Consider the following 21853-nt stretch of genomic DNA (forward strand, 5'->3'; position numbering starts at 1 on the left):
CGGTTCCGTATTTATCACGTAGGCAGTTAAGCCGGGTTCAAAGCCCAAAAAACTCGCGGGCTGTTAATTCATCTCGCGCAATTTGCGCTTTGAGTTCATCCAGCGAACCAAATCGCTGCTCGTTGCGTATTTTTTTACGCAGTATCACATCTATATGGCGACCATACAGGTCCATTACAACGTCCAGCAGGTGCACTTCTAGCTGTTGACGCACACCGGCAACGGTCGGACGCGTGCCAATATTGGCGACGCCGTAGAACGGCTTATCGCCCAGTCCTGCCACTTCTACCGCATAGACCCCTTTAACCGGGGAAACCTGACGACGCAGCGGTATATTCGCCGTCGGGAAACCTATCGTGCGGCCCAGCGCATCGCCATGGACCACGCGACCAGAGATGGTGAACGGATGTCCCAGCAGGTTTTCTGCCGTATCCAGTTCATCGTTGGCCAGCGCCTGCCGCACTGCCGTGCTGCTGACGCGCACGCCGCCTTCACAGAAGGTCATCGCGCTGGTGACGTCAAAACCGTACTCCAGACCAGCCTTCTGTAATAGCAAGAAATCACCCTGACGACCAGCGCCAAAGCGGAAATCATCGCCCACGGCAAGAAACTGCACGCCAAGACGCTTCACCAGCAGGTCGCTGACGAAATTTTGTGCTGTCAGCGCGGCAAAGCGGCGATCGAAACGTACGCACAATACATAGTCCACGCCGGACTCAGCCAGATAGCGCAACTTCTCGCGCAGGCGTGTAAGACGGGCGGGAGATTTATCGCCCGCGAACAGCTCCAGCGGCTGCGGTTCGAAAATCATCACTACAACGGGCAGGCCACGGGCCTCCCCTTCTTTACGCAATCCCTGCAACAGCGCCTGATGACCACGATGCACGCCGTCGAAATTACCAATGGTCAGCACGCACCCGTGCGGGGCTCTGCTGAGATTATGTATGCCGCGTATCAGCTTCATGTCTGGCTCAAAACAGTGAAAATCGCCAAAGTATACCTTGTACAGCGGTTAAGGTTAACCGGCGATTGTTCGTGCAAAACAGAAAGCCGTAATGATTTCATCAGGCTGACCTTTCGCAGCGAAAAAATCTGCTCGCGAACTGCGATTTTTATGCCGAAAAGCTGTATTCACGGACAACAAGCTGGTAGAATCCTGCGCCATCACTACGTAACGTAGCGTCGCCACATTAACGGCGCTTATTTGCACAAATCCATTGACAAAAGAAGGTATAGAGGGCATATTCCTCGGCCTTTGAATTGTCCACATAGATCATATTTGGGAGTTGGACCTTGGCTAATATCAAATCAGCTAAGAAACGTGCTATTCAGTCTGAAAAGGCTCGTAAGCACAATGCAAGCCGTCGCTCTATGATGCGTACTTTCATCAAGAAAGTATACGCAGCTATCGAAGCTGGCGACAAAGCTGCTGCGCAGAACGCATTTAACGAAATGCAACCAATCGTGGATCGTCAGGCTGCTAAAGGTCTGATCCACAAAAACAAAGCAGCGCGTCATAAAGCAAACCTGACCGCGCAGATCAACAAACTGGCTTAATCGCCGCTTGTTGTTGCTTGTTTTAAAAGAACCCGCTTAACGCGGGTTTTTTTATATCTTCAGATTGCCGGTGGCGTAAACAGCGCCGAGTAGTCACGGTTACAGATTCGCTGTACCGCCGGATGCTGAATCATCCTTTCAGCAAAGATGGCGTGATACTCCTCCATCACGTTATCCACTCTGCCTATCTCCGTAATCTTGTCGTCCGAATAGAGATCGTGCGCGTAGAGCGTCGGCGCAACGAAGATGGCGTTGTGCGCTTCACCAAAGGCTTTCATCAGCGCCGCATCGTCAAATTCGCCGAGGATTTCCACGTTCAGCCCCTGCGAGTTAAACCAGTTCAGGAGCTTGCGCCCCAGCATGGAACGTCTTCCCGGCACCAGCAGTCGACGCTCTTCCAGGCAGGCCGGGAAGGGTTTCTCCGGCGGCGGATTAATGCACCAGAAGCTCACGCCGCATTCCCCAATTTTCACCGAGAACAGCCCTTCCTGCTGCGTCGAGTCGATCGGACAATCCGAGATAATCATATCCAGCTTGTGCTGGCTCAGCTGTTCCAGCAGCATCTCGTGGGTGGATTCAAAGCAGCGAAGATGAATTTGTTCATCTTCAACCACCGCCGCATCCAGCACGCCGCTCACCAGCCGTTTGGACAGCGCATCCGCCACGCCAACATCCAAGAGCAGGTTCGACTCTTTGCGGTAGTTGACGATATCCAGCATCTCCTGGCTAAGGGTAAACATTTTGTCCGCGTAGCGGAAAACCAACTCACCCAGTTCGCTGGGTTCAATCCCGCGCCCCTTACGCTTGAACAGCTTGCCCTGCAAACGTTCTTCCAGCGCCTTGATTTGCCCGGTGATGGTTTGCGGCGTCAGGTAGAGCGCCTCTGCAGCCCCGACCACCGAGCCCTGTCTGTAGACGTGCCAGAAGTAGTAAAGATGGTTGTAATTCAAATGAGACATCGCGTCTTCGCTCCTTGAGTGTGTTTCGGGAGAAGGATCGCCTCCTCCCGGTGTTCCGTTATGCCTGGACGGCCTGTCCGGACAATTTCACCTTCAACAAGGTATAACCAATTACGGCGGCCAGTAATGACCCGATGAGAATGCCGAGTTTCGCCCAGACGATCAGCTCAGGCGCATGCGCGCCAAACGCCAGCGTCGAGATAAAGATCGACATCGTAAATCCTATTCCACACAGCACGCCGACGGCCATAATCTGCTTAAACGTGGTGCCGTGCGGCAATGACGCCAGCTTCAGTTTCGTCGCCAGCCAGCAAAAGAGGCTAATACCCAGCGGCTTACCGATAAACAGACCGGCAATAATGCCCAGCGGCAGCACGGACGTCAGCCCGTCCAGCGTCACGCCGCCCAGCGAAACCCCGGCGTTAGCAAACGCAAACAGGGGCAGGATCATAAAGGCGACCCACGGGTGCAGCATATGCTCCAGCTGTTTGGCCGGCGACTTGCCGTCCTGCGGCTTAAGCGGTACGAAGAAGCCGACGATCACCCCAGCCAGCGTGGCGTGCACGCCGGATTTCAGCACCGCCGTCCACAGCACCATCCCCACGAGGATGTAGATACCGATGCGGCGCACGTTAAAGATGTTCAGCAGCGCCAGCACCGCAATCGCTCCGGCAGCCACGCTCAGAGACAGGATCGACAGATCGCTGGTGTAGAACAGCGCGATAATCACAATGGCGCCAAGGTCATCGATGATCGCCAGCGCCATCAGGAAGATTTTCAGCGCAACCGGCACGCGGCTTCCCAGCAAGGCCAGCACCCCGAGCGCAAAGGCGATATCCGTCGCGGCCGGGATCGCCCAGCCGTGACGTGCAACCGGATCCTGCCAGGTGAACGCCAGGAAGAGCAGCGCCGGCACCACCATCCCACCGAGCGCGGCAATGACCGGGAACGCCGCGCGCTGGCGGCTGGCAAGCGAGCCCAGAACCAGCTCACGCTTAACTTCAAGCCCCACCAGCAGGAAGAACACCGCCATCAGCGCATCGTTGATCCACAGCAGCATGTTCTTGTTAATTTCCAGCGCCCCGACCTTCAGCTCAACGGGCGTTTCCAGAAATGCATGATAGAGATCCCGCGTGATGCCAAGATTAGCCAGCACCATCGCGGCCGCTGCGGCAATAATCAGGAGCACGCCACCGGACGCCTCACTGCTAAAGAAACGGTGTAGTAATTTCATTTAAGTTCTCTCTTTTACAACAATACCTCGATAAAACCATAATACCAAGCCAAATAGCTCGGCAAAAACAGATTAATATTGAGTATAGATTCACTTTTACCGAGCAATAACCGTAAATAAAAAAAGCCCGGAATCGCTTCCGGGCTTTTGAAGATGAAAACCAGCTAACGGATTAGCGGGTCAAATCATCGAAGAATTTTTTGACGCCATCGAAGAAGCTTTTGGAACGCGGGCTGTTTTTCTCACCCGTCGGACCACCAAAGCTCTCCTGCAACTCTTTCAGCAGCTGTTTCTGCTTATCGTTCAGGCCAACCGGCGTTTCCACGACGACGCGGCACAGCAGGTCGCCCTGCGCACCACCGCGAACGGATTTAACGCCTTTCCCGCGCATGCGGAACAGCTTACCGGTCTGGGTCTCGCCCGGGATCTTCAGATTGACGCGACCATCCAGCGTCGGCACTTCGATTTCGCCGCCGAGAGCCGCCATCGCGAAGTTGATCGGCACTTCACAGTACAGGTTGTTCCCTTCGCGCTCGAAGATAGCGTGCTGTTTCACCTGCACCTGAACGTACAGATCGCCTGCCGGTGCGCCGTGCTCGCCAGCTTCACCCTCACCCGCCAGACGGATGCGGTCGCCCGTATCCACGCCAGCCGGGATTTTAACGGACAGGGTCTTGGTTTTCTCAACGCGACCGTGGCCGTGGCATTTGGTGCACGGATCTTTAATCAGCGTACCGCGACCGTGACAGTGCGGACAGGCCTGCTGTACCGCGAAGAAGCCCTGACGCATCTGGACCTGGCCGGAGCCGTGACAGGTTGGACAGGTCTGAGGCTGGGTACCCGCTTTCGCGCCGCTGCCGTGGCAGACGTCACACTCTTCCAGCGTCGGAATACGGATCTCTTTGGTAACACCGCGAACGGCCTCTTCCAGCGTCAGATCCATGTTGTAGCGCAGGTCCGCGCCGCGCGCCGCGCGCTGACGACCACGCCCACCGCCGAAGATGTCGCCGAAGACATCGCCAAAGATATCGCTGAAGTCGGCACCGCCGCCAAAGCCGCCGCCACCGAATCCACCGCCGCCCATGCCGCCCTGTTCAAAGGCTGCGTGACCGTACTGGTCATAGGCTGCACGTTTTTGTGCATCGGTCAGGACTTCGTAGGCTTCTTTGATCTCTTTAAATTTGGCTTCAGCCTCTTTGTCACCCTGATTACGGTCCGGGTGGAATTTCATGGCCAGGCGCTTATACGCCTTTTTGATTTCACGCTCTTCCGCAGTTTTCGGAACGCCTAAAATCTCGTAATAGTCTTGCTTTGCCATTGGTTTTTTTAAGCCCCTTAACATGCGAGCACGGGCGTGGAGAGTTCTCCTACGCCCGTGCCGATTAATTACCCTGCATCAGGGCGATTATTTTTTATCTTTAACTTCTTCGAACTCAGCGTCGACAACGTCGTCGTCTTTCGCATTGTTCGCCGAAGCGTCAGCGCCCGCCTGCTGTTGAGCGTGCTGCTGCTGAGCGATTTCCATCAGCTTCTGAGAAGCCTGTGCCAGTTCCTGCATCTTCGCTTCGATGTCCGCTTTATCTTCACCTTTCAGTGAGGATTCCAGCGCACTCAGTGCAGCTTCGATAGCAGTCTTGTCTTCCGCTGGCAGTTTATCGCCTGCTTCTTCAACCTGCTTACGGGTGCTGTGCAGCAGATGGTCACCCTGGTTGCGGGTCTGAACCAGCTCTTCGAACTTACGGTCGGATTCCGCATTAGCTTCGGCATCGCGAACCATTTTTTCGATTTCCGCTTCGTTCAGACCAGAAGATGCCTTGATGGTAATCTTCTGCTCTTTACCGCTGTTTTTGTCTTTCGCAGACACGTGCAGGATACCGTCAGCATCGATGTCGAAGGTGACTTCGATCTGTGGCATGCCGCGCGGTGCCGGGTTAATACCGTCCAGGTTGAACTGACCCAGAGATTTGTTATCCGCCGCACGCTTACGCTCACCCTGCAGCACATGGATGGTTACCGCAGACTGGTTGTCTTCAGCGGTAGAGAACACCTGGCTGTGCTTGGTTGGGATGGTGGTGTTTTTGTTGATGAGCGCAGTCATCACACCGCCCATGGTTTCGATACCCAGAGACAGCGGGGTAACGTCCAGCAGCAGTACGTCTTTCACTTCACCGGTCAGTACGCCACCCTGAACCGCAGCACCGATAGCCACTGCTTCGTCCGGGTTAACGTCTTTACGTGGCTCTTTACCAAAGAACTCAGCCACTTTCTTCTGCACCATTGGCATACGGGTCTGGCCACCAACGAGGATAACGTCGTTGATATCAGACACGGACAGGCCAGCGTCCTGCAGAGCAACTTTCAGCGGCTCGATAGAACGGTTCACCAGGTCTTCTACCAGGCTTTCCAGTTTCGCACGGGTCACTTTGATGTTCATGTGTTTAGGACCGGTCGCGTCTGCAGTGATGTACGGCAGGTTCACGTCGGTCTGCTGAGCGGAAGACAGTTCGATCTTCGCTTTCTCAGCGGCTTCTTTCAGGCGCTGCATAGCCAGCGGATCGTTACGCAGGTCAATGCCCTGATCTTTCTTAAACTCGTCAACGAGGTAGTTGATCAGACGGGTATCGAAGTCTTCACCACCCAGGTGGGTATCACCGTTGGTTGCCAGAACTTCGAAGGTTTTTTCGCCGTCAACTTCGTCGATTTCGATAATAGAGATATCGAAGGTACCACCACCCAGGTCGTAAACCGCGATAGTACGGTTGCCGACTTCTTTATCCAGACCGTAAGCCAGAGCAGCCGCGGTTGGTTCGTTGATGATACGTTTTACTTCCAGACCTGCGATACGGCCAGCATCTTTGGTTGCCTGACGCTGAGCATCGTTGAAGTATGCAGGAACGGTGATAACAGCTTCAGTTACCGGCTCACCCAGGTAATCTTCTGCGGTTTTCTTCATTTTTTTCAGCACTTCAGCAGAAATCTGCGGTGGTGCTGTTTTGGTGCCTTTCACATCAAGCCATGCATCGCCGTTATCTGCCGCGATGATTTTGTAAGGCATGATGGAAACGTCACGCTGAACTTCTTCGTCCTGGAAGCGGCGACCGATCAGGCGTTTAATCGCAAACAGAGTGTTTTGCGGGTTTGTCACTGCCTGACGTTTAGCCGGCTGACCAACCAGAGTTTCACCGTCCTGGGTATAAGCAATGATAGAAGGCGTGGTGCGATCGCCCTCGGCGTTCTCCAGCACGCGTGCAGTAGTGCCATCCATAATCGCTACACAAGAGTTGGTAGTACCCAGGTCGATACCAATAATTTTACCCATCTAAACGTCTCCACTAAAAATTCAGTCAACATGTGGTTGTGTACCTGTAATAAGGGCAGAACGTGCTTTTTCAACTGCCCAGATTTGATTTTTTTCAGGTCCACACACTGCGGTTGACTACAAGATGGGGTCGCGACGGCATCCATCAAGGGGCAAGCATAAAAAAAATTTTAATTTCACCCTGATGAGATCATAGACGTCATCGATTGCGCCCATTATGATGCCGCGCCCCGTCAGGGAGAACTGACGCGGGTTTAACCATTTCACCATATTAATGATGATTTTTTTGAGGACTTATGGGCAACACTAAGTTGGCTAATCCGGCTCCGCTGGGCCTGATGGGTTTTGGCATGACCACTATTCTGCTGAACCTGCACAATATCGGGATGTTCCCGATGGATGGCATCATCCTGGCGATGGGCATTTTTTATGGCGGTATCGCGCAAATCTTTGCGGGCCTGCTGGAATATAAGAAAGGCAATACCTTCGGCTTAACCGCCTTCACCTCTTACGGTTCTTTCTGGCTGACCCTGGTCGCCATTCTGCTGCTGCCTAAAATGGGCATGGCAGACGCGGCAAACGCCCACTTCCTGGGCGTCTACCTGGGCCTGTGGGGCGTCTTCACCCTGTTCATGTTCTTCGGTACCCTGAAAGGCAACCGCATGCTGCAGTTCGTCTTCCTGAGCCTGACCGTGCTGTTTGCCCTGCTGGCAATCGGTCACCTGGTGGATAACGAAGGCATCGTTCACGTTGCCGGCTGGATTGGTCTGGTTTGCGGCGCAAGCGCTATCTACCTGGCAATGGGTGAAGTGCTGAACGAGCAGTTTGACCGCACCGTGCTACCGATTGGTGAAAAACACTGATCCCTCTGTCGTGTCCGCCTCGCGGGCACGACATCCCCCCGCCTGACGAAGCCAAAATCCCAATACCAGCCCCATCACCGACAGCGCCAGCACGTACCAGGCCGGAGCCATGGGAGACACGCCCATCAGGACCGTCACCGCAATCGGCGTCAGCCCACCGAAAATGGCATACGACACGTTGTAGGAAAATGAGATCCCGGTGAAGCGAACCTCCGGCGGGAACGCGCGCACCATGACGTAAGGCACCGCGCCGACAACGCCCACGCACAGCCCTACCACGCCGTACAGCAGGAACAGCTGTTCAGGATGGCTGCCAGCCAGATGGTAAAACGCCCAGCTTGAAGCGGCCAGTAACAGGCTGCCGACAATAAAGGTAACGCTGGCCCCGAAACGATCTGCCGCCAGCCCGGCGGCCAGACAGCCAAAGCAGAGCATGATTGTCGCGATACTGTTTGCCTGTAGCGTCACGGCAGGGGCGAAACCGTACTGCTTTTGCAGCCACACCGGAGACATCAATATCACCACCACAATCCCGGCCGAGAGTAGCCAGGTGAGCAGCATCGACACCACCACCGCCTTTTTATGACGTACCACAACCGCCTTCACCGGCAGCTCCTGCGCCAGCGCTTTACGCTGCTGCATCTCCAGGAAAATCGGTGTCTCCTGCAGCCAGCGGCGCAGGTACATCGCCACCAGGCCGAACGCCCCACCCAGCAGGAACGGAATACGCCAGCCCCAGTCGTGTACGGCCTGCTGCGTCATGCTGGTATTCACAATGGTGGCGACCACCGAGCCGAGCAGGATCCCGACCGTCAGCCCCGCGGTTAAGGTTCCACAGGCGATACCAATGCGGCGCGCCGGAACATGCTCTGCGACAAACACCCACGCGCCCGGCACTTCACCGCCAATCGCCGCGCCCTGAAGCACGCGCATCAGCAACAGCAGCAGCGGCGCGAGAATGCCCATCGAGGCATAGGTGGGCAGCAGACCAATGGCCAGCGTGGGGACCGCCATCAGCAGGATGCTGAGGGTAAACATCTTTTTACGCCCGACCAGATCGCCAAAGTGGGCCATGATAATGCCGCCCAGCGGACGCGCCAGATACCCGGCAGCAAAAATGCCGAAGGTTTGCACCTGACGCAGCCACTCCGGTATATCTGCCGGGAAGAAAAGCTCCCCCACTACGGCAGCGAAGAAGACGAAGATAATGAAGTCGTAAAACTCCAGCGCACCGCCTAAGGCCGCGAGCGTGAGGGTTTTGTAGTCCTGTCGATTCAGAGGTCGGGTGTTATGTGACATAGCGAACCATTATGCGTGTATTGTGGATTTATTTTTACAGCAATCGTAAAGAAAAAATTACTATACCGTAAAACCGTTACCACGCTATCGCCGCTTCAGCTTATGTCACATATTGATTAATTTCAGGAGATTGTTTCGCGACGCGCGTTTTTAGGACGAAAAGCTGCTACCACTTTCTCATCGGTTTCGACATACGGGCCGTCAAGCAGCTGTATACAATACGGTACACTTGCAAAGATGCCGTGAACGATGACGCTGCCGTCTTCCGCTTTTAGCCCTTCCAGCGTCTCTTTGATCGACTTCGGCTGCCCCGGGAGGTTCAGAATCAACGCCTGCTTGCGGATCACCCCTACCTGGCGGGAAAGAATGGCCGTCGGGACAAAGTGTAGACTGATCTGGCGCATCTGTTCGCCGAAGCCCGGCATTTCACGATCGGCAATCGCCAGCGTCGCGTCCGGCGTCACATCACGGCGCGCGGGCCCGGTTCCGCCGGTGGTTAACACCAGGTGACAGCTCATCTCATCCACCAGCTCACACAGGGTCTGCTCGATAATCGGCTGTTCGTCGGGAATAAGGCGAGTCTGGATCTCAAACGGGGTAGTCAGTGCACTGGCCAGCCACGCTTCCAGAGCGGGGATGCCTTTATCCTGGTAAACACCGCTGGAGGCGCGGTCAGAAATCGACACTAAGCCGATGCGTAAGGTATTCATATCCATTCCATTCAAAGAGTACTGATTAAAGGGAATGATACACGCAGAGAGGAAATTCAGACAGGGTACGAAAGCAGTCGCGTGACCGGGAGCCCGGTCACGCGGAATGATTACAGCAGGTCGCCGATCATTTTTTCCAGTTTTTCCTGGTCAACAGCAAACTTACGGATACCGTCCGCCAGTTTGTCTACTGCCATTGGATCCTGGTTGTGCTGCCACAGGAACTCGGATTCAGTGATGCGCTCTGGGCGTGCTTTCACTTCACCGGTGTAGGACAGTTTACGCTCCAGGGTGCCTTCGCTTTCTGCCAGCTCTTTCAGCAGCGCTGGCGCGATGGTCAGGCGGTCACAGCCAGCCAGCTCGATGATTTCACCGACGTTACGGAAGCTTGCGCCCATAACCACAGTCTCATAGCCATGCTGTTTGTAGTATTCGTAGATTTCAGTCACAGAAATCACGCCTGGATCTTCAGCCGGTGCGTACTCTTTCTTATCGGTGTTGGCTTTGTACCAGTCCAGAATACGGCCCACGAACGGAGAAATCAGGTATACGCCAGCTTCTGCACATGCACGCGCCTGCGCGAAGGAGAACAGCAGGGTCAGGTTACAGTTGATACCCTCTTTTTCCAGCTGCTCTGCCGCGCGGATACCCTGCCAGGTAGAAGCCAGTTTGATCAGGATACGATCGTTGCTGATGCCCGCATCGTTGTACAGTTTGATCAGACGTTTTGCTTTCGCGATAGACGCTTCGGTGTCGTAGGAGAGACGCGCGTCCACTTCGGTAGAGATACGGCCCGGAACCAGTTTCAGGATCTCGAGACCGATGTTCACGGCCAGTTTATCAGTAGCGTCCACAACCTGCTGCGCGCGGTCGTTGCTCTGCGCTTTCGCCCAGGTCACAGCCTCGTCAATCAGTTTGCGATACTCAGGGATCTGTGCGGCGTTAAGGATCAGAGAAGGGTTAGTTGTGGCATCCTGCGGCTGGTACAGCTTCATTGCCGCGATATCTCCGGTGTCAGCTACGACAGTGGTGAACTGACGAAGGGAGGTCAATTTATCCGTCATGATAGTGTTTCTCTTTTAACGTGCCCTGGATAATTCACGCTACCGACAGCATGCCTGCAGCGGAAAAATGACAGGTTTACTTGTTAGGGGGATGTAACCGGTCTGCCCTGATGATAACACGACGGAGGGGTAGCGCAACCGCAGACAGTGCGCTTAGGCAGAGTATGATAAACTCAGAATATTAACAGGCTGCTAAGCAACAGCATGCCCAATCAGTGGTAGCGCTTACATATTCACGTTGGCATCAACAAGAGGGACGTTAATGCCTGATTTCTTTTTCTTTATTAACGAAGTCCTCTGGGGTTCGATAATGATTTACCTGCTTCTGGGAGCAGGTATTTGGTTTACGCTACGCAGTGGGTTTATCCAGTTTCGCTATATTCGCAAGTTTGGCAGAAGTCTGAAAAACAGCGTCACGCCCCAGCCGGGCGGATTAACGTCGTTTCAGGCGCTCTGTACCAGCCTTGCGGCACGCCTGGGCAGCGGGAATCTGGCGGGGGTAGCACTGGCCATCAGCGCCGGTGGGCCAGGCGCGGTCTTCTGGATGTGGATGACGGCACTTCTCGGTATGGCCACCTCCTTTGCCGAAAGTTCGCTTGCGCAACTCTATAAAGAGAAAGATAAGCGCGGCCAGTTTCGCGGTGGTCCAGCCTGGTACATGGCGCGTGGCCTGGGGATGCGCTGGATGGGCGTCCTGTTCTCGCTTTTTTTACTGCTCGCGTACGGTCTTATTTTTAATACCGTCCAGGCGAACTCGGTCGCCCATGCCATGCGCTATGCCTTCTCCTGCCCCGAGTGGCTCGCGGGTCTCGCTTTAGCTTCGATCGTTCTGCTTACCATTTCATTCGGTCTCAAGGGTATCGCTCGCCTGATGCAGTGGCTGGTGCCCATTATGGCGCTGCTCTGGGTTGCCGCGAGCCTGTTCGTCGCCGCACTGCATCTCGACCAGGTGCCGGGCGTGCTTGCCACCATCGTCAAAAGCGCCTTTGGCTGGCGCGAAGTGGCATCCGGCGCGCTGGGCTACACCTTCAGCCAGGCGCTGATGGCGGGTTTTCAGCGGGGCATGTTCTCCAATGAAGCCGGTATGGGGTCAACCCCCAATGCGGCAGCCGCCGCCTCTTCCTGGCCGCCACACCCAGCCGCACAAGGCATTGTGCAGATGATTGGCGTCTTTACCGATACCATTATTATCTGTTCCGCCAGCGCCATGATTTTGCTGCTGGCAGGCCCCGTACCCCACGCGTCGGGAACCGTCGGGATACAGCTTCTCCAGCAGGCGCTGGTGACACTGACCGGCGGCTGGGGAGCCGGATTTGTCTCGCTCATCCTGATCTTGTTTGCCTTCAGCTCGATTGTGGTGAATTACCTCTACGCCGAAAATAACCTTATTTTCCTGAAACTCGACTCCCGCGCCGCGATCGGAACCCTGCGTCTTGGGGTTATCCTGATGGTGGTAGCAGGCTCCCTGCTCAGTATGCCGCTGGTCTGGCAACTGGCCGATATCATTATGGCGCTGATGGCAATCACTAACCTCACGGCGATCCTGCTGCTCTCGCCCGTGGTGACCCTGATTGCCAGAGACTATCTGCGCCAGCGCAAACTCGGCGTTCCGCCGGTCTTTGATCCCGCCCGCTATCCCGATATCAAGGCGCAGCTTGCCCCCGGCACGTGGGATGATTTGCCACGGCAATAACAGCTATCGATCAATTCAGGGCGATTTTTTGCTAAAGTCGCTCTAAATTTCCTGCAAGGACTGGATATGCTGATTCTGATTTCACCTGCAAAAACGCTCGACTACCAGAGCCCGCTCGCCACCGAGCGCTATACCCAGCCTGAACTGCTGGACTACTCGCAACAGCTGATCCGCGAAGCGCGTAAGCTCTCAGCACCGCAAATCGCCTCGCTGATGAGCATCAGCGACAAGCTGGCCGATTTGAACGCGACCCGCTTTCACGAGTGGCACCCGGATTTCACCCCTGCCAACGCTCGCCAGGCGATTCTGGCGTTTAAAGGCGACGTGTACACCGGCCTGCAGGCGGAAGATTTTAGCGAAGCCGATTTTGATTTTGCCCAGCAGCATCTGCGCATGCTGTCGGGCCTGTACGGCGTACTGCGCCCGCTGGATCTGATGCAGCCTTATCGTCTGGAGATGGGGATTCGCCTGGAGAATGCCAACGGCAAAGACCTGTACCATTTCTGGGGCGATATCATTACCGATAAGCTGAATGCGGCGCTGCGCGCGCAGGGCGATAACGTGGTGATTAACCTGGCATCCGATGAATACTACAAGTCGGTGAAGCCGAAAAAACTGGATGCCGACATCATCAAGCCGGTGTTCCTCGACGAGAAAAACGGCAAGTTCAAAGTGATCAGCTTCTACGCCAAGAAAGCGCGTGGCCTGATGAGCCGCTACATCATTCAGAACCGCCTGACGAAGCCGGAGCAGCTAACCGCCTTCAACAGCGAAGGCTATTTCTTTGACGAAGAAGCGTCGGGGAAAGGCGAGCTGGTATTTAAGCGCCACGAGCAGTAAAAACAAACCCCGCCGGCTGGCGGGGTTTTGCATTAGTGGTGTTTCCAGTCCGGACCTGGACGATGATCGTCATGATGATGGTCACGCTCGCGATGCTCATCGTGAGGACGCCAGCGGTTATCGCGCCAGTCATAATGCGCCTTCCACCAGTCATGGTCGCGCCAGCGGCCACCGTCCCAGTAGTGCCCGTTATTATCCCGGTCGCCAATCTGCAGTTTGACCGCAGGTACGAGGGTGATTTCGGATGCCTGAACCGCCATGGGAGCGACCAGCATCAGTGAAAGCGCAATCAGCGCAGGTTTCAGTTTTGACATCGGTGACTCCTTATTATCGTTGCCCAACGTGGGCCGTTGTAAGGAGAGTACGCGAGGGGAACGGGGGATGTTATTCTCTGCAATCCTAAACGCTAAGTGACCGCATTTATTGGGAATTTCTGCTTTTTCCCTGCTATTTTTCTCCTTAATTTCTTCACAAAAAAAGCCGGGTGGCGCTTCGCTTACCCGGCCTACGGTTTGTTCGTCTTTGTTGGCCCGGTAAGGCGAAGCCGCCACCGGGCAACACAATCACGCATGCGTCATCATCAGTTGTAGGTCGGGTAAGGCGTAGCCGCACCCGACAAAAATCACGCGCGGGTCATCATCAGCTTACGCAGCGCCGCAAAGTCCGCCGGCAGCTCATGGGACAGCAGCTGCAGGTCGGCACGCTCGGCCAGTTCTTTCGGCAGCGGCAGCGTTTCGCCCAGGATCGCTTCCACGCTCTCTTTGAACTTCGCCGGATGTGCGGTCCCCAGGAACAGGCCGTATTCACCCGGGTTAAGCTGGTCGCGCAGCGCACGATAGGCAATCGCCGCGTGCGGTTCAGAGGTATACCCCACCGCCTTCAGCTCGCGCATGGTGGATTTGGTGGTCTCATCCGTCACCGCAGCATAGCCCAGGTCACCCAGGAGCCAGATCTTACGGCGGAACAGCTCTTCCACGCGCGGCCAGTTGTTCGGCTGAGACACATCCATCGCATTGGAGAGGGTCGCCTGCGTGGCGTTCGGCGCCCACTTCCCGTCTTTCAGGAAGCGCGGCACGGTGTCGTTAGCGTTGGTGGCGGCGATAAAGCGTTTCACCGGCAGACCCAGGGATTTCGCCAGCAGGCCAGCCGTCAGGTCACCGAAGTTACCGCTCGGCACGGAGATCACCAGCTGATTGCGCGCGTCCTGCGGCAGCTGCGCCACCGCTTCGAAGTAGTAGCAGATCTGCGCCAGCAGACGGCTGATGTTGATGGAGTTGGCGGAGTTCAGACCCAGCGCCACCTTCAGCTCTTCGTCGTCGAAGGCCTGCTTGACCAGCGCCTGGCAGGCATCGAAATCGCCGTCAATTGCCACGGTTTCAATGTTGCCGCCGAGGGTGCAGAACAGTTTCTCCTGCAGCGGGCTGATTTTGCCTTTCGGATAGAGGATCACCACGCGGACGTTTTTCAGGCCGTAGAACGCGTGGGCTACCGCCGCGCCGGTATCCCCGGAGGTCGCGGTCAGGATGGTCACCGGCTTGTCGCCACTGATGTGGGTCAGCATCTGCGCCATAAAGCGGCCGCCGAAGTCTTTGAACGCCAGGGTCGGGCCGTGGAACAGCTCCAGGCAGCCAACATCGGGCTCAACCTGCTGAACCGGCGCCGGGAACGCGAATGCCGCGCGTACGCGCTCTTCCAGCAGCTCCTGCGGAATTTCATCGCCGATAAACGCGGACAGAATTTTGGTACTGCGGGTGACAAAATCCTGCTTCAGCAGGTCATCAATCTCGGTCAGCTGGAATTCCGGCAGGTCATGAGGGAAAAACAGCCCCTGATTTTTGCCCAGTCCCTGAGTCACCGCCTGCGCGAAGCTGACCTGCTCGTTATGATCTTTAAGGTTGTAGAGTTTCATTAATTATCCCAGTACTCGTGCGCCAGCCGTGTCCAGACGGCAAATATGAACAAAGCCTTCCTGATTTTGCAGGTAGTGTTTAGAGAGCCAGTCCGCCACGCGCTGCGCAGTGTCAGGCTTGTCGCACAGGGCGAACAGCGTCGGGCCGGAGCCGGAGATGCCACACGCCTGCGCGCCGATATCCATGGACGCCTGTCGCGCCTCGTTAAAGCCGGGCAGCAGCTTCGTGCGATACGGCTCGGCAATGACGTCCTTCATCAGTTTGGCCGCCAGCTGCGGCTGACGGGTGTAGCAGGCGTGGATAAAGCCCGCCAGATGACGCCCGTGGGCGATACAGTCCTGACGGCGATACTGCGCGGGCAGGATCGCACGAGCTTCCGCGGTTGATACCTTGATACCCGGATAGGCCAGCACCCACAGCCACTCATCAAACCCTGGCACCTGCTGGCTGATGATGCCATTTTCTTCGATCATCAGCTGCATGCCGCCGAGGAAGCATGGCGCGACGTTGTCATAATGAATGCTGCCGGAGATACGCCCTTCCAGCTCGCCCATTAAGGCAAGCAGGCGGTTGTTGTTCAGCGGCTTGCCGCAGTGCTCGTTCATCGCCACCAGCGCGGCGACCACCGAGCAGGCGCTGGAACCCAGCCCGGAGCCAATCGGCATACTTTTTTCCAGCGTCATGGCAACCGGCACGTTTTTACCGATCTCCTGACAGAAACGCTCCCAGCACTGATAGACGATATTCTCGCGTGGCTCAGACGGCAGTTTGCTGGCGAAGCGGCCCACGTTATTCAGGCTGAAGCTGTCTGCCGCTTCCACCGTCACCGTATCGCCCAGCAGCGAACCGTCCACCGGCGTCACCGCCGCACCCAGCACGTCAAATCCGACGCTCATATTCGCGCTGGAAGCCGGGGCATAAACTTTGACCATGTTAAACTCCTAACTTCCATGACAGGGTACGCAGCAGATCGGCAAAGACACCCGCCGCCGTAACGTCGTTCCCTGCGCCATAGCCGCGAAGCACCAGCGGCAGTGGCTGATAATAGTGGCTGTAAAACGCGAGGGCGTTTTCGCCGTTTTTGACTTTGTACAGCGGGTCGTTGCCATCCACTTCGGCAATCTTCACCCGGCACACGCCATCTTCTTCAATGTTGCCAACATAGCGCAATACCTTACCTTCATCACGGGCTTTCGCCACGCGGGCGGCAAACGCGTCGTCAAGCTGCGGCAGCCTGGCCATAAAGGCGCTGACGTCACCGCTGCTGTCAAATTCTGCCGGCAGGACCGGCTCAATCACAATATCGGAAAGCTCAAGCTCACGGCCCGTTTCGCGCGCGAGGATCAGCAGCTTGCGCGCCACGTCCATACCGGAAAGGTCGTCACGCGGATCCGGCTCGGTATAGCCCAGCTCGCGCGCGGCGCGGGTGGCCTCCGAGAGGCTCATCCCTTCGTCCAGCTTGCCGAAGATAAACGACAGCGATCCGGAGAGAATGCCGGAGAAACGCTGCAGCTCATCGCCCGCGTTAAGCAGGTTCTGCAGGTTCTCGATAACCGGCAGGCCTGCCCCCACGTTGGTGTCGTAGAGGAACTTGCGGCGCGACTTGCTCGCTGCCAGACGCAGCTGGTGATAGTAATCCATCGACGAGGTGTTGGCCTTTTTGTTCGGCGTCACCACGTGGAAACCTTCGCGCAGGAAGTCCGCGTACTGGTCGGCCACCGCCTGGTTCGAGGTACAGTCGACGATGACCGGGTTAAGCAGATGATACTCTTTTACCAGACGGATCAGGCGCCCCAGGTTGAACGGCTCTTTTGCCTCATTCATCTCGGCCTGCCAGTTTTCCAGGTTCAGGCCGTGGACGTTGGTCAGCAGCGCTCTGGAATTCGCGATCCCGCAGACGCGCAGGTCGATGTGTTTCTTCTTAAGCCATTCCTGCTGACGCTTCACCTGCTCCAGCAGCGCGCCGCCGACGCCGCCCACGCCAATCACGAACAGCTCGATAACCTGATCGGTGTTGAACAGCATCTGGTGAACCACACGAACGCCGGTGGTGGCATCGTCGTTATCCACAACAACAGAAATTGAACGCTCTGACGAGCCCTGGGCAATCGCCACGATATTGATATTGGCGCGCGCCAGCGCGGCAAAGAATTTGGCGGAGATACCGCGCAGGGTGCGCATACCGTCGCCCACCACGGAGATGATCGCCAGACGCTCCTGAATCGCGAGCGGCTCCAGCAGCTCTTCTTTCAGCTCCAGATAGAACTCTTCCTCCAGCGCGCGGCGGGCGCGCAGGCAGTCAGCCTGCGGCACGCAGAAGCTGATGCTGTATTCGGAAGAGGACTGGGTGATCAGCACCACCGAAATACCGTTGCGGGACATGGCCGCAAACACGCGTGCCGCCATGCCGACCATCCCTTTCATCCCCGGACCCGAGACGCTGAACATCGCCATGTTGTTCAGGTTGGAGATGCCTTTCACCGGCAGTCCGTCCTCATCGGTACTCGCGCCAATCAGCGTACCCGGCGCCTGCGGGTTACCGGTGTTTTTAATCAGGCAAGGGATCTGGAACTGGGCAATCGGGGAAATGGTACGCGGGTGAAGTACTTTGGCGCCGAAGTAGGAAAGCTCCATCGCTTCCTGGTACGACATCGACTTCAGCAGCCTGGCGTCCGGTACCTGGCGCGGATCGCAGGTATACACGCCGTCAACATCAGTCCAGATCTCACAACAGTCCGCGCGTAAGCAGGCGGCCAGCACGGCGGCGGAATAGTCGGAGCCGTTACGGCCCAGCACCACCAGCTCGCCCTTCTCGTTACCGGCGGTGAAGCCTGCCATCAGGATCATGTGGTCAGCGGGAATTTTGCTGGCGGCGATACGGCGGGTTGATTCGGCAATATCAACGGTGGATTCGAGGTAGTGGCCCACCGCCAGCAGTTTTTCAACGGGATCGATCACGGTCACGCTATGGCCGCGCGCTTCCAGCACGCCGGCCATGATGGCGATAGAGAGTTTTTCACCGCGACAAATCAGCGCCGCGTTGATGCTGTCCGGGCACTGGCCGAGAAGGCTGATGCCGTGCAGGACATGTTTAATTTGCGCGAATTCTTGTTCAACAAAAGACTTCAGCTGCGCATGCGGGAAGCCAGGCAGCGCTTCTGCCAGGCCTTGCAGTAAGTCAGCGAAGATACGCTCTGCGTCGCTGATGTTCGGAAGTGCATCCTGACCACCGATGGTTTTTTCAATCATCGCCACCAGATGGTTCGTGATTTTTGCCGGGGCAGAGAGCACGGTCGCAACCTGCCCCTGCCTGGCGTTGCTTTCCAGGATATCGGCAACACGCAGAAAACGTTCTGCATTTGCCACTGATGTACCGCCGAACTTCAACACTCGCATGGTTCTACCTCGTTTCCTTTAGCCGAAAAAAAAGCCCGCACTGTTCAGGTGCGGGCTTTTTTCTGTTTTTCCTGTACGCGTCAGCCCGCATCGTTACCTGTGGTAATGATGATGGTTGTGGTAATGGTGGTGATGCTGATGCGTTTCATGGATGTTGTGTACTCTGTCATTATTATCTGTCTGTGCTGTATTCTTTTAGGGTTAAAGGATCGGGCCCCTTAAGTCAATGGATTTTTAATTTGATCACATTTTGGGAGACTCTCAGGTCCCGCTGCGTGCCGCTTTATTTTCATCCGATTACCCCAAACGCAACCCGTTCAGACAGACTTATTCGCCATAGTAAAAACTTATGGCAGTATTTTACTCGGCCAATTTTTTTTCAATATCGTGCAGCAAACGATGCAACATGGCGGTGTCCCGTTGCTCAAGACGACCAAGACGCTGCTGCAGCCAGTCGGCCATTTTCTGATCGTCCGCGACGCCAAGGCTCGATAACAGCCCCTGCACGCGAGTTCGCAGCGCGGCCAGCTGATTTTCATTTGCCGCTTCTGGCTGAGGTTGAGGGATTTGCATTAGGGAGGCTAATTGATAGCAATAGACCATGACCGCCTGGCCCAAATTCAGGGAAGGATAATCGGCCACCATCGGCGCACCGGTAAGAACGTCCGCCAATTCCAGCTCTTCGTTGGTTAATCCGGAATCTTCACGTCCAAATACCAGCGCGGCTTTCTCCAGCCACTGGCTTTTCTCTTCGAGCATGGGTACCAGTTCAGCAGGCGTGGCGTAATAGTGGAACTTCGCCCGGCTGCGCGCGGTGGTTGCAACGGTAAACGAAATGTCATGCAGCGCGTCGGCAAGCGTAGCGTAAGTGGTTATATTATCGAGAATATCTCCCGAACCATGCGCCACCCACCGGGCGGCTGACTCCAGATGGGCCGTGCTGTCCACAATACGTAAATCGGTAAAACCCATGGTCTTCATCGCACGCGCCGCTGCGCCTATATTTTCTGCTCTGGCTGGTGCAACCAGTACAATCGACAGATGCATTTATGCTCTCTTTTTAATCAGTTAGCCGGTAAAAATGTGATGCACTTCAACATATTACGCAGCGCGAATTTACAAAATTGCAACACAAATCACCGAAATAGCGTTTCATAACAAATTAAAAACGCTAAACTATTCTGTGTCTGAACAATCAGTTAGAATGTTAACAGAACACTATTATCCCTATGTTTTATAATGATAATAGTAACATGAATACTCTATTCTGATTGGATTCGCTTCGTTTATAAATCAATGTCTGCAACTAGTTGGTTTATTGAAAAATTGTGACAAAGGCTAGCATTCGGCTACGATGATTTCATCAAACTGTTAACGTGCTACAATTGAACTTGATATATGTCAACGAAGCGTAGTTTTATTGGGTGTCTGGTGTCACTTAGCCTGTTATGTTGCTGTTAAAATGGTTAGGATGACAGCCGTTTTTGACACTGTCGGGTCCAAAGGGAAAGTACCCAAGACCAAGCTAATGATGTTGTTGACGTTGATGGAAAGTGCATCAAGAACGCAATTACGTACTTTAGTCACGTTAAGCCGATCATGTTAATTTGCGACATGCATCAGGCAGGTCAGGGACTTTTGTACTTCCTGTTTCGATTTAGTTGGCAATTTAGGTAGCAAACATGCAGACCCCGCACATTCTTATCGTTGAAGACGAGTTGGTAACACGCAACACGTTAAAGAGCATTTTCGAAGCAGAAGGCTACGATGTCTTTGAAGCGACCGATGGCGCAGAGATGCATCAGATCCTTTCTGAAAATGATATCAACCTGGTGATCATGGATATTAACCTGCCGGGCAAAAACGGTCTTCTTCTGGCGCGCGAACTGCGCGAGCAGGCGAACGTCGCGTTAATGTTCCTGACGGGCCGTGACAACGAAGTTGATAAAATTCTTGGCCTGGAAATCGGTGCGGATGATTACATCACCAAGCCGTTCAACCCTCGCGAGTTAACCATTCGTGCACGCAACCTGCTGTCCCGCACCATGAACCTGGGCACGGTCAGCGAAGAGCGTCGTAGCGTCGATAGCTACAAATTCAACGGCTGGGAACTTGATATCAATAGCCGTTCGCTGATTAGCCCGAACGGCGAGCAGTATAAACTGCCGCGCAGTGAATTCCGCGCGATGCTGCACTTCTGCGAAAACCCGGGCAAGATCCAGTCCCGTGCAGAGCTGCTGAAGAAAATGACCGGCCGTGAGCTGAAGCCGCACGACCGTACCGTAGACGTCACCATCCGTCGTATTCGTAAGCACTTCGAATCTACGCCAGATACGCCGGAAATCATCGCCACGATCCACGGCGAAGGGTACCGTTTCTGCGGTGACCTGCAGGAGTAATCCCGCAGTTAACGCATTAAAAAACGGCGCATTTGCGCCGTTTTTTTTATTCCCGCCACGGCATAATCGGCACCGCGCTGATCGCGTTTTTCGGTGAACCTTCTACCACTTTATCGGAATAGGCCAGGTAAGCCAGCGTATTGCGTTTGGCATCATAGAAACGCACAACCTGCAGCTTTTTGAACACCAGCGAGGTTCGTTTCTGGAATACCACGTCGCCCTGCGCTTTGCCGTTTTTAATTTTATCGCTCAATTCAACCGGGCCCACCTGCTGACAGGAGATCGCCGCATCGGAGGTGTCTTCCGCCAGCCCCAGACCGCCCTTGATACCGCCCGTTTTCGCACGGCTGACATAGCAGGTGACGTTTTTCACGTCCGGATCGTCAAACGCCTCCACCACGATTTTGTGGTCCGGGCCAAACATTTTGAACACGGTGTCGACAGAACCTATCTGTTCCGCCTGTGCCACGCGCCCGGCCATCAACATCAGCGCGGTGAAGAGCAAAGTCTTGTATTTCATATTGTTACCATTCTTTAAAATTACACTGAGCGATTATTCAACACTTTAGACAAAAATGTAGCAAGATCACAGGATTAGAATATATTTGCC

General features: G+C 55.2%; 21 protein-coding genes, 1 pseudogene and 1 other annotated feature. Of the genes and pseudogenes, 5 read left to right on the plus strand and 17 right to left on the minus strand.

The features are described 5' to 3' along the window. Positions 1 to 37: 37 nt before the first annotated feature. Entirely contained in the window at positions 38 to 964 is a 927-nt protein-coding gene (gene ribF, locus N6P30_RS02600) for a bifunctional riboflavin kinase/FAD synthetase (RefSeq protein ID WP_021240557.1), read from the minus strand. Positions 965 to 971: 7 nt separating this feature from the next. Then, positions 972 to 1178 (minus strand): annotated as a pseudogene (locus N6P30_RS02605) (DUF2575 domain-containing protein); the annotation flags it as partial. A 115-nt stretch (positions 1179 to 1293) separates the two neighbouring features. On the opposite strand from N6P30_RS02605, the gene rpsT reads away from it, so the two are divergent. Beyond that, the gene (gene rpsT, locus N6P30_RS02610; protein WP_008502037.1) at positions 1294 to 1557 is read left to right on the plus strand and encodes a 30S ribosomal protein S20; all 264 of its coding nucleotides are present in this window, start codon (positions 1294 to 1296) and stop codon (positions 1555 to 1557) included. A gap of 59 nt (positions 1558 to 1616) precedes the next feature. Here rpsT and nhaR read toward each other — a convergent pair whose 3' ends face one another. The 4 genes from nhaR to dnaK all read right to left on the minus strand — a co-directional run bounded on the left by nhaR (position 1617) and on the right by dnaK (position 7069). Then, a complete protein-coding gene (nhaR, locus tag N6P30_RS02615; RefSeq protein ID WP_023293314.1) occupies positions 1617 to 2516 on the minus strand; it encodes a transcriptional activator NhaR in 900 nt (299 codons plus the stop codon). A gap of 58 nt (positions 2517 to 2574) precedes the next feature. Further along, positions 2575 to 3750 carry a Na+/H+ antiporter NhaA gene (gene nhaA, locus N6P30_RS02620; protein WP_023293315.1) on the minus strand — a complete coding sequence of 392 codons (1176 nt, stop codon included), beginning with the start codon at positions 3748 to 3750 and terminating at the stop codon, positions 2575 to 2577. 172 nt (positions 3751 to 3922) lie between these two features. Further along, positions 3923 to 5068: a molecular chaperone DnaJ gene (dnaJ, locus tag N6P30_RS02625; RefSeq protein WP_008502040.1), complete on the minus strand. Its 1146-nt coding sequence runs from the start codon at positions 5066 to 5068 to the stop codon at positions 3923 to 3925. A gap of 87 nt (positions 5069 to 5155) precedes the next feature. Then, positions 5156 to 7069, minus strand: a complete 1914-nt coding sequence (dnaK, locus tag N6P30_RS02630) for a molecular chaperone DnaK (protein WP_008502041.1) — start codon at positions 7067 to 7069, stop codon at positions 5156 to 5158. A 296-nt stretch (positions 7070 to 7365) separates the two neighbouring features. Between dnaK and satP the strand changes: the two genes are divergently transcribed. After that, positions 7366 to 7932: an acetate uptake transporter gene (gene satP, locus N6P30_RS02635; protein ID WP_008502042.1), complete on the plus strand. Its 567-nt coding sequence runs from the start codon at positions 7366 to 7368 to the stop codon at positions 7930 to 7932. Here the strand turns inward: satP and N6P30_RS02640 are convergent. From N6P30_RS02640 to tal, 3 genes are all read right to left on the minus strand, one after another. After that, complete coding sequence (locus N6P30_RS02640; RefSeq protein ID WP_023293316.1) at positions 7909 to 9231, minus strand: MFS transporter; 1323 nt, start codon at positions 9229 to 9231, stop codon at positions 7909 to 7911. The genes satP and N6P30_RS02640 overlap by 24 nt on opposite strands. Before the next feature lie 122 nt (positions 9232 to 9353). Then, positions 9354 to 9941 (minus strand): molybdopterin adenylyltransferase, encoded by a 588-nt coding sequence (mog, locus tag N6P30_RS02645; protein ID WP_008502044.1) that lies wholly within the window; start codon positions 9939 to 9941, stop codon positions 9354 to 9356. A gap of 110 nt (positions 9942 to 10051) precedes the next feature. Then, entirely contained in the window at positions 10052 to 11005 is a 954-nt protein-coding gene (gene tal / locus N6P30_RS02650; RefSeq protein WP_008502045.1) for a transaldolase, read from the minus strand. A gap of 262 nt (positions 11006 to 11267) precedes the next feature. Between tal and N6P30_RS02655 the strand changes: the two genes are divergently transcribed. Together N6P30_RS02655 and yaaA are read left to right on the plus strand one after the other, a co-directional pair. Beyond that, positions 11268 to 12698, plus strand: a complete 1431-nt coding sequence (locus N6P30_RS02655) for an alanine/glycine:cation symporter family protein (RefSeq protein WP_021240561.1) — start codon at positions 11268 to 11270, stop codon at positions 12696 to 12698. 66 nt (positions 12699 to 12764) lie between these two features. Then, entirely contained in the window at positions 12765 to 13538 is a 774-nt protein-coding gene (gene yaaA, locus N6P30_RS02660; RefSeq protein ID WP_023293317.1) for a peroxide stress protein YaaA, read from the plus strand. Positions 13539 to 13570: 32 nt separating this feature from the next. Here yaaA and N6P30_RS02665 read toward each other — a convergent pair whose 3' ends face one another. The 7 genes from N6P30_RS02665 to yjjY form a co-directional block, all read right to left on the minus strand. Next, complete coding sequence (locus tag N6P30_RS02665) at positions 13571 to 13852, minus strand: DUF2502 domain-containing protein (RefSeq protein ID WP_023293318.1); 282 nt, start codon at positions 13850 to 13852, stop codon at positions 13571 to 13573. Positions 13853 to 14160: 308 nt separating this feature from the next. Continuing rightward, the gene (gene thrC / locus N6P30_RS02670) at positions 14161 to 15447 is read right to left on the minus strand and encodes a threonine synthase (protein ID WP_023293319.1); all 1287 of its coding nucleotides are present in this window, start codon (positions 15445 to 15447) and stop codon (positions 14161 to 14163) included. A 3-nt stretch (positions 15448 to 15450) separates the two neighbouring features. Further along, on the minus strand, positions 15451 to 16380 hold the full coding sequence (gene thrB / locus N6P30_RS02675; protein WP_021240567.1) for a homoserine kinase: 930 nt from the start codon (positions 16378 to 16380) through the stop codon (positions 15451 to 15453). Position 16381: 1 nt separating this feature from the next. Then, the gene (gene thrA, locus N6P30_RS02680) at positions 16382 to 18844 is read right to left on the minus strand and encodes a bifunctional aspartate kinase/homoserine dehydrogenase I (RefSeq protein WP_023293320.1); all 2463 of its coding nucleotides are present in this window, start codon (positions 18842 to 18844) and stop codon (positions 16382 to 16384) included. Positions 18845 to 18868: 24 nt separating this feature from the next. Next, positions 18869 to 18986 (minus strand) — a sequence feature (Thr leader region). Continuing rightward, positions 18925 to 18993: a thr operon leader peptide gene (gene thrL / locus N6P30_RS02685; protein ID WP_015572623.1), complete on the minus strand. Its 69-nt coding sequence runs from the start codon at positions 18991 to 18993 to the stop codon at positions 18925 to 18927. Its footprint overlaps the feature before it by 62 nt. Before the next feature lie 211 nt (positions 18994 to 19204). Then, the gene (locus N6P30_RS02690; RefSeq protein ID WP_023293321.1) at positions 19205 to 19891 is read right to left on the minus strand and encodes a tRNA/rRNA methyltransferase; all 687 of its coding nucleotides are present in this window, start codon (positions 19889 to 19891) and stop codon (positions 19205 to 19207) included. Positions 19892 to 20290: 399 nt separating this feature from the next. Continuing rightward, complete coding sequence (gene yjjY / locus N6P30_RS02695) at positions 20291 to 20431, minus strand: protein YjjY (RefSeq protein ID WP_085928893.1); 141 nt, start codon at positions 20429 to 20431, stop codon at positions 20291 to 20293. A gap of 95 nt (positions 20432 to 20526) precedes the next feature. Here yjjY and arcA point away from each other — a divergent pair, with 95 nt between their 5' ends. Then, a complete protein-coding gene (gene arcA, locus N6P30_RS02700) occupies positions 20527 to 21243 on the plus strand; it encodes a two-component system response regulator ArcA (protein ID WP_003856501.1) in 717 nt (238 codons plus the stop codon). Positions 21244 to 21289: 46 nt separating this feature from the next. Here the strand turns inward: arcA and creA are convergent, their stop codons facing one another. Continuing rightward, on the minus strand, positions 21290 to 21763 hold the full coding sequence (gene creA / locus N6P30_RS02705) for a protein CreA (protein WP_023293322.1): 474 nt from the start codon (positions 21761 to 21763) through the stop codon (positions 21290 to 21292). Between the last annotated feature and the right edge of the window lie 90 nt (positions 21764 to 21853).

This window comes from Enterobacter sp. PL1, from assembly GCF_945957325.1.
GTDB classification, from domain to species: domain Bacteria; phylum Pseudomonadota; class Gammaproteobacteria; order Enterobacterales; family Enterobacteriaceae; genus Enterobacter; species Enterobacter roggenkampii.

Coding starts and splice junctions, on each gene's coding strand:
- N6P30_RS02665 (WP_023293318.1), bottom strand. CDS start 13,852: ATGTCAAAACTGAAACCTGCGCTGATTGCGCTTTCACTGATGCTGGTC.
- arcA (WP_003856501.1), top strand. CDS start 20,527: ATGCAGACCCCGCACATTCTTATCGTTGAAGACGAGTTGGTAACACGC.
- nhaR (WP_023293314.1), bottom strand. CDS start 2,516: ATGTCTCATTTGAATTACAACCATCTTTACTACTTCTGGCACGTCTAC.
- N6P30_RS02655 (WP_021240561.1), top strand. CDS start 11,268: ATGCCTGATTTCTTTTTCTTTATTAACGAAGTCCTCTGGGGTTCGATA.
- yaaA (WP_023293317.1), top strand. CDS start 12,765: ATGCTGATTCTGATTTCACCTGCAAAAACGCTCGACTACCAGAGCCCG.
- dnaK (WP_008502041.1), bottom strand. CDS start 7,069: ATGGGTAAAATTATTGGTATCGACCTGGGTACTACCAACTCTTGTGTA.
- thrB (WP_021240567.1), bottom strand. CDS start 16,380: ATGGTCAAAGTTTATGCCCCGGCTTCCAGCGCGAATATGAGCGTCGGA.
- tal (WP_008502045.1), bottom strand. CDS start 11,005: ATGACGGATAAATTGACCTCCCTTCGTCAGTTCACCACTGTCGTAGCT.
- thrA (WP_023293320.1), bottom strand. CDS start 18,844: ATGCGAGTGTTGAAGTTCGGCGGTACATCAGTGGCAAATGCAGAACGT.
- mog (WP_008502044.1), bottom strand. CDS start 9,941: ATGAATACCTTACGCATCGGCTTAGTGTCGATTTCTGACCGCGCCTCC.
- nhaA (WP_023293315.1), bottom strand. CDS start 3,750: ATGAAATTACTACACCGTTTCTTTAGCAGTGAGGCGTCCGGTGGCGTG.
- creA (WP_023293322.1), bottom strand. CDS start 21,763: ATGAAATACAAGACTTTGCTCTTCACCGCGCTGATGTTGATGGCCGGG.
- ribF (WP_021240557.1), bottom strand. CDS start 964: ATGAAGCTGATACGCGGCATACATAATCTCAGCAGAGCCCCGCACGGG.
- dnaJ (WP_008502040.1), bottom strand. CDS start 5,068: ATGGCAAAGCAAGACTATTACGAGATTTTAGGCGTTCCGAAAACTGCG.
- N6P30_RS02640 (WP_023293316.1), bottom strand. CDS start 9,231: ATGTCACATAACACCCGACCTCTGAATCGACAGGACTACAAAACCCTC.
- thrC (WP_023293319.1), bottom strand. CDS start 15,447: ATGAAACTCTACAACCTTAAAGATCATAACGAGCAGGTCAGCTTCGCG.
- N6P30_RS02690 (WP_023293321.1), bottom strand. CDS start 19,891: ATGCATCTGTCGATTGTACTGGTTGCACCAGCCAGAGCAGAAAATATA.
- satP (WP_008502042.1), top strand. CDS start 7,366: ATGGGCAACACTAAGTTGGCTAATCCGGCTCCGCTGGGCCTGATGGGT.